Origin of the sequence: Klebsiella sp. ME-303, from assembly GCF_007910085.1 — a bacterium.
Classification (GTDB): Bacteria; Pseudomonadota; Gammaproteobacteria; order Enterobacterales; family Enterobacteriaceae; genus Klebsiella; species Klebsiella michiganensis.
The window spans coordinates 100,626-112,723 of record NZ_VOJB01000061.1; the positions used below are offsets into that span (position 1 = coordinate 100,626).

At 58.5% G+C, this 12,098-nt stretch carries 12 protein-coding genes; 4 read left to right on the forward strand and 8 right to left on the reverse strand.

Annotated features, from left to right (window positions below; translation table 11 throughout):
- Nucleotides 1-140 precede the first annotated feature (140 nt).
- The 3 genes from celB to FQK12_RS05915 are packed head-to-tail and all read left to right on the forward strand — an operon-like array spanning nucleotide 141 to nucleotide 3,879.
- Nucleotides 141-1,460, forward strand: a complete 1,320-nt coding sequence (celB, locus tag FQK12_RS05905; RefSeq protein WP_014229452.1) for a PTS cellobiose transporter subunit IIC — start codon at nucleotides 141-143, stop codon at nucleotides 1,458-1,460.
- Nucleotides 1,461-1,464: 4 nt separating this feature from the next.
- On the forward strand, nucleotides 1,465-2,418 hold the full coding sequence (locus tag FQK12_RS05910) for a N(4)-(beta-N-acetylglucosaminyl)-L-asparaginase (RefSeq protein WP_009652191.1): 954 nt from the start codon (nucleotides 1,465-1,467) through the stop codon (nucleotides 2,416-2,418).
- A 3-nt stretch (nucleotides 2,419-2,421) separates the two neighbouring features.
- Nucleotides 2,422-3,879 (forward strand): leucyl aminopeptidase family protein, encoded by a 1,458-nt coding sequence (locus tag FQK12_RS05915; RefSeq protein ID WP_014229453.1) that lies wholly within the window; start codon nucleotides 2,422-2,424, stop codon nucleotides 3,877-3,879.
- A 781-nt stretch (nucleotides 3,880-4,660) separates the two neighbouring features.
- Here the strand turns inward: FQK12_RS05915 and FQK12_RS05920 are convergent.
- Nucleotides 4,661-5,860 (reverse strand): MFS transporter, encoded by a 1,200-nt coding sequence (locus FQK12_RS05920; RefSeq protein WP_014229454.1) that lies wholly within the window; start codon nucleotides 5,858-5,860, stop codon nucleotides 4,661-4,663.
- Between the two features lie 108 nt (nucleotides 5,861-5,968).
- Between FQK12_RS05920 and FQK12_RS05925 the strand changes: the two genes are divergently transcribed.
- Nucleotides 5,969-6,925 carry an AraC family transcriptional regulator gene (locus FQK12_RS05925; RefSeq protein ID WP_014229455.1) on the forward strand — a complete coding sequence of 319 codons (957 nt, stop codon included), beginning with the start codon at nucleotides 5,969-5,971 and terminating at the stop codon, nucleotides 6,923-6,925.
- Here the strand turns inward: FQK12_RS05925 and FQK12_RS05930 are convergent.
- Genes FQK12_RS05930 through FQK12_RS05960 form a run of 7 tightly spaced genes read right to left on the reverse strand, consistent with a single transcriptional unit; the run spans nucleotide 6,922 to nucleotide 12,051 of the window.
- Nucleotides 6,922-7,710, reverse strand: a complete 789-nt coding sequence (locus FQK12_RS05930; RefSeq protein WP_014229456.1) for a pyrroline-5-carboxylate reductase family protein — start codon at nucleotides 7,708-7,710, stop codon at nucleotides 6,922-6,924. The two genes, FQK12_RS05925 and FQK12_RS05930, sit on opposite strands and share 4 nt — an antisense overlap.
- A 12-nt stretch (nucleotides 7,711-7,722) precedes the next feature.
- Nucleotides 7,723-8,478 carry a VOC family protein gene (locus FQK12_RS05935; RefSeq protein WP_014229457.1) on the reverse strand — a complete coding sequence of 252 codons (756 nt, stop codon included), beginning with the start codon at nucleotides 8,476-8,478 and terminating at the stop codon, nucleotides 7,723-7,725.
- Nucleotides 8,466-9,005: an L-2-amino-thiazoline-4-carboxylic acid hydrolase gene (locus FQK12_RS05940; RefSeq protein WP_014229458.1), complete on the reverse strand. Its 540-nt coding sequence runs from the start codon at nucleotides 9,003-9,005 to the stop codon at nucleotides 8,466-8,468. The genes FQK12_RS05935 and FQK12_RS05940 overlap by 13 nt, the downstream gene beginning before the upstream one ends.
- Before the next feature lie 4 nt (nucleotides 9,006-9,009).
- On the reverse strand, nucleotides 9,010-9,852 hold the full coding sequence (locus FQK12_RS05945; protein WP_014229459.1) for a transporter substrate-binding domain-containing protein: 843 nt from the start codon (nucleotides 9,850-9,852) through the stop codon (nucleotides 9,010-9,012).
- On the reverse strand, nucleotides 9,842-10,594 hold the full coding sequence (locus FQK12_RS05950) for an amino acid ABC transporter permease (protein WP_014229460.1): 753 nt from the start codon (nucleotides 10,592-10,594) through the stop codon (nucleotides 9,842-9,844). The genes FQK12_RS05945 and FQK12_RS05950 overlap by 11 nt, the downstream gene beginning before the upstream one ends.
- A 9-nt stretch (nucleotides 10,595-10,603) precedes the next feature.
- On the reverse strand, nucleotides 10,604-11,302 hold the full coding sequence (locus FQK12_RS05955; protein WP_014229461.1) for an ABC transporter permease subunit: 699 nt from the start codon (nucleotides 11,300-11,302) through the stop codon (nucleotides 10,604-10,606).
- 8 nt (nucleotides 11,303-11,310) lie between these two features.
- Nucleotides 11,311-12,051 (reverse strand): amino acid ABC transporter ATP-binding protein, encoded by a 741-nt coding sequence (locus FQK12_RS05960; protein ID WP_014229462.1) that lies wholly within the window; start codon nucleotides 12,049-12,051, stop codon nucleotides 11,311-11,313.
- Nucleotides 12,052-12,098: the final 47 nt, after the last annotated feature.

Below are 12,098 nucleotides of genomic sequence, written 5' to 3' on the forward strand. Positions count from 1 at the left end.
GGAAATATAACTAATCATATGAGATATATATTATTGCAGAGAATACAATGTGAACCGCTTCACCTTTCAGCCCACCGCTTTCTCTCATAATCCGCCATAGATAACACACACAGCCCTGTCGATCTTGTACGGAGTTCACAATGAACAATGTTCTGGGATTTCTTGAAGCCAAACTGATGCCTCTGGCGGCGAAAACCGCCCAGCAGCGTCACCTCGGCGCTATTCGCGGCGCCTACGTTTCATTCATGCCTTTTATTATTGTCGGTTCCATTCTGCTGGTGATCTCGTCGTTCCCCAATCAGAGCTACCAGCAGTTTATGGCCAGCACCTTCGGCGCGAGCTGGAGCGCAATTATCGAAATTCCGTTCAACGCGGTATTTTCCACAATGTCGCTGTTTATCAGCTTCCTGGTGGCCTACCGTCTGGCGGAGCACTACGGCGATGACCGCATCTCCTGCGGCATCCTCTCGCTGGTGGGGTTTCTGATCCTCACGCCGTTCATTAAGGTCGCTGAAAACGGCGGCATCACGGTGATCCCCGTGGAGTGGATCGGCACCAAAGGTTTATTCGTCGCCATGATCGGTTCGCTGCTGTGGACCGAACTCTTCTGCTGGCTAAAACGCAAAAAGCTGGTGATTAAGATGCCGGACGGCGTTCCGCCCGCCGTGCAGGAGTCTTTCGCCGCGCTGATCCCGGCGCTGCTGGTGATGATTCTGATCCTGGCGATTCGCATCGGGTTTGCGCACACGCACTACGCCACCATCCACCAGTTTATTTATGAGGTCGTCGCCTCGCCGGTACGCCATTACGGTACCTCCTACTTCGGCGCGCTGATGACCGTTTTCAGCATTACCATTCTGTGGTCGGTCGGCATTAACTCCGGTTCGATGATCAACGGCATCATTCGTCCGCTGTGGATGGAAAATCAGACCGACAACATCGCCGCTATCCAGGCCGGCGTCACCCCGCCGCACATTATCACCGAGCAGTTCTTCGATATGATCTGGATGGGCGGCGCGGGCGCAACGCTGTCGCTGGTGATAGCGATGCTGATTTTCGCCCGCAGCAAAAATATGCGCGAAGTTGCCCGCCTCGGCGCCGGTGCCTCCATTTTTAATATCAACGAACCCATCCTCTTTGGCCTGCCGGTGATCATGAACCCGATCATGCTGATTCCGTTTAACCTCGTGCCGCTGGTGCTGGTCACGGTGCAGTACACGGCGATGAAGATCGGCGCGGTGGCCGTCACCACCGGCGTCTTTATCCCCTGGACGCTGCCGCCGGTGATCAGCGGTTTTATCGTCACCGGGCATCTTAGCGGCAGCGTGATGCAGATCCTCAATTTGCTGATTGGCGCCATGCTGTACCTGCCCTTCATGCGCATCGTCGATAAGCAGTATCGCGCGGCGGAAGTCACCGCCCGTGCTGAAACGGACAACACGCTTGCAAAACAGGAGTAAACCAATGTGGGGAATGATTGCCACCTGGCGAATGGCGCTGGAAGGCGTTACCGAAGCCGCGGCGGCGCTGGCATCCGGCGCTGATACCGCCAGCGCCGTGGTCAATGCGGTGGCGGCGGTAGAAGATTTTCCGCTGTACAAATCGGTGGGCTACGGCGGCCTGCCGACGGAAAACGGCGAGGTCGAACTGGATGCCGCCTTTATGCATGGCGATACCCTGGCCTTCGGCGCGGTCGGTAATCTGGTGGATATTGCCAACCCGGTGAAAGTCGCCCACGCCCTGAGCCGTCAGCGCTACAACAGTCTGCTGGTCGGCCAGGGCGCCAGAGAGTGGGCAATAAGCCAGGGATTCGCCGCCAAAGCGATGCTGACCGAACGCGCGATGCAGCATTACCGGAAGCGCTGTCGCGAAACGCTGGATAAAGGCCTCAGTCCTTACGACGGCCACGATACCGTGGGCATTATTGGCCTTGATAAACAGGGTTCCATGAGCGTTGCCACCTCCACCAGCGGCCTGTTTATGAAAAAACGCGGACGGCTGGGCGATTCGCCGATTATCGGCTCCGGTTTCTACTGCGATAGCGAGACCGGCGCCGCCACGGCGACCGGCGTCGGTGAAGATCTGATGAAAGGCTGCACCAGCTACGAAATCGTCCGGCGAATGGCCCAGGGAATGACGCCGCAGCAGGCGGCGGACTCGGTGGTCTGCGAGCTGGAAGACAAACTGATGTCGCGCTTTGGCCGCGCGGGCGACCTTTCGGTGGTGTGCATGAACCGGCGCGGCGAATTCGGCGCCGCCACCAATATCAAAACCTTCTCCTTTGTCGTCGCCAGCGCGACGCAGCCGCTCACCGTGTTCTGCGCCGAGCGCGTTCGGGAGAAAACCCATTACCGGCCGGTGGACGACGAATGGATGCAGGCCTATGCCGCACGCATTCGCGCCCCCATCGAGGAGTAAGCCATGCTGGATTATCGTCTGATTAATCAACTGGATAGCGACTGCACCGGCGCGCATCTGGTGACCTGGCCCGGCAGTACGCTGCTGGCCCAGGCCCCGCTCAATGCCGTTCCCCTGCTCGCGGAAATGGTGGAACAGGCCGCCCGCGGCGAGGTGGCGGATACCCGCTTCGGCTGCTCCCCCTTCGCCCGCATCACCCTCATTCCGCTCCCCCTGTGGAGGGATACGCTGAACGATGGCCTGGCCGAGGCGCTGCGGCCGCTATGCAAAAAGCCGGTGAGCGAAACGCTTATCCTCGACGCTTCGCTGGAAGAGAGCAGCGGCGCGTTAACCAAAGCGCTGCGCGAACTGTTTAATCTCGACTGGCAGCTTGATGATTTGGGCCTGCATCAGGTGAAAGCCGCCAGGCCACGCCTGCGCCAGCTCGCCCTCTACGCCTTACCCGAACAGCGGTCGGCGCTGGACACCCTCGCCCATCGTCAACGGGCCACGGCGCACGGCATGCTCGCCGCGCGGCGTCTGGCGGATCTGCCTGCGGAGCAGTGTACCCCGCAGTACGTGGTGGAAGAAGCCCGGCGTCTGTGCGCGGATATCCCCACGCTGCGCTGCGAAGTTCTGGATGAAAAAGCGATCGTCGAACAAGGGCTCGGCCTGCTGCATGCGGTGGGTAAAGGCGCTGAACGCCCGCCGCGCCTGCTGGCGATTCATTATGATGGCGTCCGCGAGGGCCCGGTTCGCTGCTACGTCGGTAAAGGCGTCACCTTTGATACCGGCGGACTGTGGCTCAAGGAAGGCGCCGGGATGTACACCATGAAGTACGATATGTGCGGCGCGGCCAACGTCCTTGGCCTGATGCTGAGCATCGCCGAGCTGGCGCTACCGGTGCGGGCAATGGGCGTACTGGCGCTGGCGGAAAACGCGATTGGCCCCGCCGCCATGCAGCCGGGCAGCGTCGCCCGGGCCTGTAATGGCCTGACGGTAGAGATCAATAATACCGACGCTGAAGGCCGTCTGGTGCTTTCCGATGCCATTGCCTGGGCGAGCCAGCGGCATCCGCAGGCGCACTATATTATTGATATTGCGACCCTTACCGGCGCGGTGGTTAAGGCGCTGGGTTACGATTTGAGCGGCTTGATGACGCAAAGCGACGCGCTGCGGGCGGGGTTAACCCGGGCAGGGATAAAAAGCGGGGATGAGGTCTGGTCGCTGCCGCTGGATAGCAGGCTGAAGAAGCAGACCGAAAGCGCAATCGCCGACCTGTGCAATACGCCCGGCAATAATGCGGCCATCAGCGCCTCCGCCGCCTGGCTTTTGCACCATTTTTGCCCGCCGGAGATCCCCTGGGCCCATCTCGACGTCAGCGGCACGGCGCTGTGGCGCGAAGGCGGTAAAAGCGTCGCTTCCGGCCGGCCGATTCCGCTACTGATTCAGCATCTGCTCGACGATATCGACGAGAGTTAACACCCTCCCCGGAGGCGATGCTGCGCATCTGTCCGGACTACGGGTTACCAGCAATTTGCGGCCCTGTAGCCCGGCTAAGCGCAGCGCAAGCCGGGAAGAAGCCACAGCAATACCACGTCGCGGCATATTCCCCGGGTTGCGGCGTAAACGCCTTACCCGGGCTACGGTTACCAGCAATCTGCGGCCCTGTAGCCCGGCTAAGCGCAGCGCAAGCCGGGAAGAAGCCACAGCAATACCACGTCGCGGAATATTCCCCGGGTTGCGGCGTAAACGCCTTACCCGGGCTACGGTTACCAGCAATCTGCGGCCCTGTAGCCCGGCTAAGCGCAGCGCAAGCCGGGAAGAAGCCGCAGCAATGCCACGTCACGGCATATTCCCCGGGTTGCGGCGTAAACGCCTTACCCGGGCTACGGGTTACCAGCAATCTGCGGCCCTGTAGCCCGGCTAAGCGCAGCGCAAGCCGGGAAGAAGCCGCAGCAATGCCACGTCACGGCATATTCCCCGGGTTGCGGCGTAAACGCCTTACCCGGGCTACGGGTTACCAGCAATCTGCGGCCTTGTAGCCCGGCTAAGCGCAGCGCAAGCCGGGAAGAAGCCGCAGCAATGCCACGTCACGGCATATTCCCCGGGTTGCGGCGTAAACGCCTTACCCGGGCCACGGGTTACCAGCAATCTGCGGCCCGGTAGCCCGGCTAAGCGCAGCGCAAGCCGGGAAGAAGCCACAGCAATACCACGTCACGGCATATTCCCCGGGCTATCGGCAATCTGCGGTGCTGCAGCCCTACTCCTCACTCACGACAGGCTTAACTCTTACCGCAAACAGCACTATCACCATGGCGCTGACCAGCAGCACGCCGCTGCCGACAAAAACGCCGCTCGCGCCGTTGAGATCGAATACCGCACCGCCGCCAGCCGCACCGGCGCTAATCGCCAGCTGAATAGAGGCCACCAGCAGGCCGCCCGCGCTTTCAGCTTCATCCGGCACCGTGGTGGCAAGCCAGGTCGACCAGCCCACCGGCACCAGACCAAAAGCAAAGCCCCACATCGCCACCAGCAGACCGTCCAGCAGCGCGACGTGGCCGAACGTTACCATCATCAGCGCCAGCACGCTCATTGCCAGCGGCACCAGCGCCAGCGTCAGGCGCAGGCTTCGGGCCAACAGATGTCCGGCAATCGAGGTGCCGATAAAGTTCGCTACCCCAAAACCGAGCAGGATCAGAGAAACCCCTTCGACGCTGGCCTGCGCCACGGTTTCGAGGAACGGACGCAGATAGGTAAAGAAGGCGAAGTGGCCGCTGAAAATCAGGATTGTCGCGAGCATGCCGCCAATCATACCTGGCCGACGCAGCACCTTAAACAGGGTAGCGAAGCTGCCGACGCTCTCCGGACGCATGGAAGGCAGAACCCACAGCTGCCAGAGCAGCGCAACCACGCTCGGCAGCGCACAGATAAGAAATACGTTGCGCCAGCCGATCAGCGCGCCGAAATAGCTGCCCAGCGGCGCGGCAACCACCGTCGCGATGGAAACGGCGGAAAAGATAATCGCCAGCGCTTTCGGCACCATCGCCGCCGGAACCAGACGCATGGTGGTCGCGGTCGACATCGACCAGAAGCCGCCGATGGCGATTCCCAGCAGCAGACGCCCCAGCAGCAAAAACTCCAGCGAACCGGCGAAGGCCACCATCATGCTGGAGATAATTTGCAAAACGGAGAAAAACATCAGCACCCAGCGGCGGTCAATATTTCGCGTCGCGGTGGTGATCAGCAGCCCGGTAACTAACGCCACCAGCGCCGTCGCGGTCACCGCCTGCCCCGCCATACCTTCGCTAACGCCCAGGCTTGCCGCCATCGGCGTTAACAAACTGGCAGGAAGAAACTCGGCGACAATCAGGCCAAACACCCCCAGCGCCAGCGCATAGACGGCGCGCCACGCGGGCCTGGCGTTGGTCTGGCTCTCTTCAGCTGCAATGCAGGAACTCATAAACATCTCTCCAGAACAATTAACATTTCGTTAAGGTTAGGCGGTTCTGTTCGGACGATCTATGATGCATACTCCTTGATTATTGATAATTCGTCCGGGAATGATGTTATGACTCAGCACGCCCTCGATCTCACCAGCGAACTTCTGCGCGGCATGCGCCTTTCCGGCGTCAACTACCGCCGCATCGAAACCTCCCGTCCTTTTGGCGTCGAATTCGGCTTCGTACCTGGTAAAGCGCAGTTCCACTTTATCAGCCGGGGACCGGTACTGCTGCGCATGGTCAGCGGTCAGCGCCTGATGCTGCAGAGCGGCGATGCGCTGTTTATTCCGAACGGCGATGGTCACGTGCTGCTCTCCGATGACCAGGCAACGGTGGTTAACGTGTCCAGACTGCCCAGCGAACCGGTTTGCGGCTCGGTAAGCTGCGTCAAAAACGCCTGCGACGACGCGAAAAGCGACAGCGCCATTATCTTCAGCGCCTGTATGGACTTTGAGCTGGGCGGTATGCAGCCGCTGGTCAAAGCGATGCCCGAAGTGATGCTGGTCAGCAGCCTGCTGACCAGCCGTCCGGAGATCCCGCCGATGCTGGCGGCCATGGAACGCGAAAGCCTCACTCGACAGGCGGGCTACGCCGGCATTCTGGCGCGGCTGGCCGATGTGGTCGCCGCGCTGATTGTCCGCGGCTGGGTGGAGTGTGGCTGCGGCAACGCCACCGGCTGGGTACAGGTGCTGCGCGATCCTAAGCTGGCTAAAGCCATTTACGTTATGCATCAGCAGCCGGGCATTAACTGGAAAGTCGAGGATCTGGCCCGCGAGGCGGGAATTTCACGTTCGGTATTTGCTGAACGCTTCCTCTCCGCCACCGGCACCACGCCCGCCCGCTATCTCACCGAGCTGCGTATGCGCCTCGCGGTGCAGTACATTTCCCATGAGGGTCAGGCGCTGGAAAAAGTGGCCTTCAGGCTGGGGTACAGTTCTCATGCCGCCTTCAGCCGCGCCTTTAAACGCATTATCGGAAAGGCGCCGGGCGCGCTGCGCGATCTGTCGCGGGAAGAAGGATTTTAGCACTGTCCCAGTTCACGGGTGCGCCTGACCGCCGCCAGTACGCTGCGCTGAAGCCCAGCGGCAAAATCGCTGTTGTTCAGCTCATACAGACCGTGGATCCCGACGCCTGCCGGGGAGTTGTTGATATCCAGAAGCTGGCGCGGATGCTTCTGGCTTTGGCGCAGCATCTCGACCGCGCCGAGCAGGTTTTCCTGCACCACCTCCGTTGCCTGGGGCCGCGGCAGCCCCGCCAGTACGCCGGCATCGGTAAGGGACTCAATAAAGTAGTAAATATAGTTAGGGCCCGCGACGCCAAAGCCGGTAAAGATATCGATCAACCGCTCAGGCAGATACAGCACTTTGCCAAAGCCGCGCAGAAACGGCTCGATCTCAGCCGCGCTGGCGTGGGGGTTTAAGGTCACGCCGCTATAGCCAAATCCGGTATCGGTCAGGGTATTGGGGATCGCCCTGGCAATCGGCGTTGCCGCACCAAACAGGGAGGCCAGCTTTTCCAGGGTCACCCCCGCGATCAGAGAAACCACCGTCGTCGAGCCGTTTAGCTGCGGGCGCACGCGGTTCGCCACCCCCGCCAGATCGTCCTGCGGACGGATCCCCAGCACCAGCAAAGAGGCCTCGTTTACGCCACCGTCGCCCGACAGCCGATAACGGGCGCGCAGAGCCTCGACTCGCGCGCTGTCGATATCCTCCAGCGAGATCGCGTCCGCCCGCAGCGCACCGTGGCTTAATGACGCGCGAATAATCGCCTCCGCCATCTGTCCGGCGCCAATAAAATGGACCCTGGTCATGAGTCTTACTCCTTATTCAAAAAGATATTCGCCGTTGCCAACGCGAAAGCGTCGGCCTTTGAGCGCCGGGTCAGCAACGCGAAACACCAGTTCAGTCAGTTGGTTCGCCGCGCCCTCACGGAAAAGAAACTCTCGACCGCCCACCGCCAGCCCCTGCTCGCCTTGCGGGGCAAAGCCAAACAGCAGCTGCCAGCGGTCGCGCACCGCCTGAGGATGCTGTACCGTGAAAACCGCGCGCTGCAGTTCAATCTCCCCCAGAGGATGCGGCGCAGCGAGACCCTGTGCCTGCAGGCGGCTCAGCCGGGCGTCATCCTCTTCCCCCCATTGCAGAATGAAGGGATAGACCAGGCCGTCAAAATCGCCGTCAATGGTGAAGATCCGCCAGCGGATAACGTTGCCCTGCGGATCGTCGCGCTGGCCGTTGACGATCGGCGAAACCCGCAGGCCCTGCTCGTGCAACTCCGCATGCGTGCGCTCAATATCGTCGCTACGCAGCGCCACCCGATACAGCGCTTCATTATCCGGCAGCAGCCGCGACGCATCCCGGGAGAGTAAAAACGTCTCCGCGGCGGAAAGCAGCTCTGCATCATCGGCAATCGCCAGAAATTCGATATAGGTCAGGCCGAAATAGCTCAGCGCATTCCTGGTCCCCCAACCCGGGTGGCGCCCACCGGCCACCGCGTTGAGCTTTTGCCCGCTCAGCGCCTGAATCGCCGCTTCCGGCTGATTAACAAACTGGACCGCGTGGTCCCACGTTAAGGTTGCCATTCGCCCTCCCGCTCCTCTGCCTGATAAAAACGCAGCCGACAGGCGGCATCGCCGCGAGCCAGCGCGGTCTGCACCTCTAAATGCAGCCCCGGAAACGCGTCGGTTAGCGCACGATCGCCTTCCATGCAGATATCGCACAGCGTCTCAATTTCGCTGGCGCCTCGCCCCTGCTGCCGCCAGCAGTTGACATAGGGACAGTAGTGAAACAGGACGATAAATTCGGCCCGGCTGGCGCTAACGGGCTCCATCTCATAAACCTGAGATTCCAGTCCGCGGGTAAACAGCCCGGCAAACTCCTGCAAATCTTTTCGATCGCGCATTTGCGCGCGCAGCTTATGCCCGATATCGCGGCCATAGTGGCGTATTGCTTCACGGACAGAATCATCCGCGATATGGCGTTGTCGGCTTTCGTCCAACAGGTAACCGATCGTTGCCGCGCGTTTTTCAGTAATGGCGCGCAGCGCCAGGGTCACCTCATCGTTTATGGTGGCGGCGTTATGCGCCGGTTCCGAGCTTATTTGCGTCATGCGCTTATTCCCAGTCGGTATTCACTTTCACGTCGCTGGCGCCCGGCAGGGCATACACATCTTCGGCGTACCATTTCCGCGAGAGCTCAGCGAGCGTGCCGTCCTTTTTCAGGGCAACCAGCTGCGCGTCAATCGCTTTGATTAGCTGCGGATCGGTATTTTTTTTATACAAATAGACGTTAGGAAACAGGCCGACGGAATCCGACGCTTTCAGATTAAGATTTAGCGCCTTATTTAACGCCAGCAGCGCGCCAATGGGGTAAATCGCCGCATCGTATTCCCCGGAGGCTACCGCTTTAAAGATATCGGCGGCGGACTGCTCGCCGTTGGGCTGCAGGTTAATTTGTTGGCCTGGATGTTTTTTATTGTAGTTTTCAATCACCGTATAACGGGCGTCGGAGGTATGAATCGGCACCAGCTTTTTCTTCCCGCTGGCGAGATCGCCGAGATTATGTATATCGTTCTCATCATTACGCACAATCAGGCGCAAATCGCTGATCCCGGTCGGCTCGCCGGAGTGGTCGTATTTTTCCGCCCGCTCTTTGGTGAGATAAAAGTGATCCGCCGCGAGGGTATAGGCGCCGGTCGATAGGCCGACGATCATCGCATCGCGCGAGACCGCATTAAAATGAAACGTATAGTCGGTTAAACGCTGGTCCAGCACCTTTAACAGGTCGCCATCGTAACCGGTAATATTGTTGTTATCGTCAACAAAGCTAAAGGGAAAACCGTTAGCATTGACGACAACCTCAACCGTTTTCGCGTTTGCGCTTTTTTCAACAGCCTGCGCGGCGTTCATTCCCATTGCCAACGCCAGCGCACTCACCAGTAAAATTTTATTTTTCAAAATACCTTCCCCAAAATGATAACCGTGAAACACTCTTTTCTGCGTTTCCTTGCCAGCGGGCGCTCAGAAACCTTTCTGCACTGCGCAATGCTCTGGCAATCGCCAGGCACAGCACGATATAAATCACCAGCACGACGCAGTAGGCTTCGACAAAATGAAACCCGCGCGCGGCGGCGATATTGGCTTTCGCCATCAGATCAACAACGGTGATGGTGTAAACCAGCGAGGTGTCTTTAATCAGATCGATCAGCACGCTGGTAAAGTTCGGCAGCGCGGATACCGCCGCCTGTGGAAAAATAATGCGTCGGAACTGCGTGAATCCGCTTAGCCCGATTGACCATGCGGCCTCGCGCTGCCCCTTATCAACCGCATTCCATCCCGCGCGAAAGGTTTCGGCGAAATAAGCGCTGAAGATCAGCGACAGCGCGGTGACCGCCGCCGCCAGCGGCGAGAGTTTATAGCGGTACATCGTGTCCTGCGGGCCGCCGAACAGCCCGGCGGCAATCCACGGCCAGACGTAAAAAAAGAAATACAGCATCACCAGGGCCGGGACCGAACGGCCAAAGGAGAGGAATACCCTCGCCAGCCATTGAACGCCGGGTACCTGACGAATAATCGCCCACGCCAGCGCTGCGCCCAGCAAAGTGGAAAACAGTAAGGATAATAACGTTATCGTCAGGGTGACCGGCAGCGCGCTTAAAATAAACGTAAAATTGTCGCGAATGAACGCCAGGCTAAACATGTTAATTTATCACTCCAGCAGGAACTGATATTTCTTTTCAATACGAGTGGTAAAATAGAGAATAATACTATTCAGCACCCAGTAGACGATAATAACGCTAATAAATGCCGCGACTTGTTTCGCCCCGTAGCTATTTTGCGAAATCTTTTGTGCCCGCCCAAAAACATCCACAATACCAATAATATTGACCAGCGAGGTCATTTTCACGAGATTAATTAAAAGATTGCCAAAGACGGGAATAGCAATAATAAGCCCCTGGGGGAAAATAATCCGCCGTATTCCATGATGCCAGGGAATATTCAGGCTGATAATGGCCTCTTTCTGGCCGCTATCCACCGCGCGCCACGCTGAACGCATCATTTCTGCAAAGTAGGGACTGATGCTGACCGAAATAGACAGCACCGCAAAGGTGGTATCGCTAATCCACAGCGGCGGCAGCGCCAGCGCGGTCAAAATTAATTTGCCGCCGAAGAAAAAAAGCAGGATAAGCAGCGCCAGAGGCGCGCCGCGCAGAATGTCGGTATACCCATTTGCCGCCGCGCTGAGCGGCGTAAAGCGGCTAAACTGCAGCAGCACAATCAGCAGCGCGATCGTTAAACCAAGCAGCAGCGACGCCAGCGTTATACCGAGGGTCACGGGTAAATTTTCCAGCAGCTTCGGCACTATTCCGGCGATATCCTGCCAGCTAAACAGCGGGTTATTGTTCATCATCAGCCTCAGGCATGATAGTGCAGTTGCGCAAGAAACGCCCGGGTTCGGCCCTGCTGCGCCGCGCCAAATATCTGTTCCGCCGGGCCCTGTTCAACGATTTCGCCGTTTTCCATAAATACCACCCGGGAAGCGACCTGACGGGCGAACGCCATTTCGTGGGTCACGATGATCATCGTCTGGCCCGCGGCGGCAATGGTCTGAATAAGCTCCAGCACTTCACCGACTTTTTCCGGATCCAGGGCTGAGGTCGGCTCATCCAGCAGCAGAACGGCGGGGTCAATGGCCAGCGCACGCGCAATACCGATACGCTGCTTTTGGCCGCCGGAGAGACTGTGCGGATAGTGGTCTTTTTTATGCAGCAACCCCACCTGCTTTAAGAGTCGTTCAGCAATAGCCAGTGCCTCCTGCCGCGGGCGTTTTTTAGCGTATATCAGTCCTTCGGTAATATTTTGCAGTGCGGTGAGGTTATGAAAAAGATTCCACGATTGAAAAACCATAGCGGTTTTTGACCGTAGTTTTTCAATCTCCTTTTTTCCCGCTTTTGCGCAATCCAGCGCCACATCATCTATTCTTATTTGCCCGCTATCGGCAGGCTCTAAGAAATTAAGCGTACGTAATAGCGTGGTTTTCCCCGAGCCGCTGGGGCCAATAATGCAAATAATCTCGCCGGAATGAATGCTGAGAGATACCTCTTTTAGCACTCTTTCACCGGAGAAGCTTTTACTGATCTTATTGAGCGTTATCATAATGAGATATTCGTGAATAATGTTTATTTGCCGCACATCGGCATTTA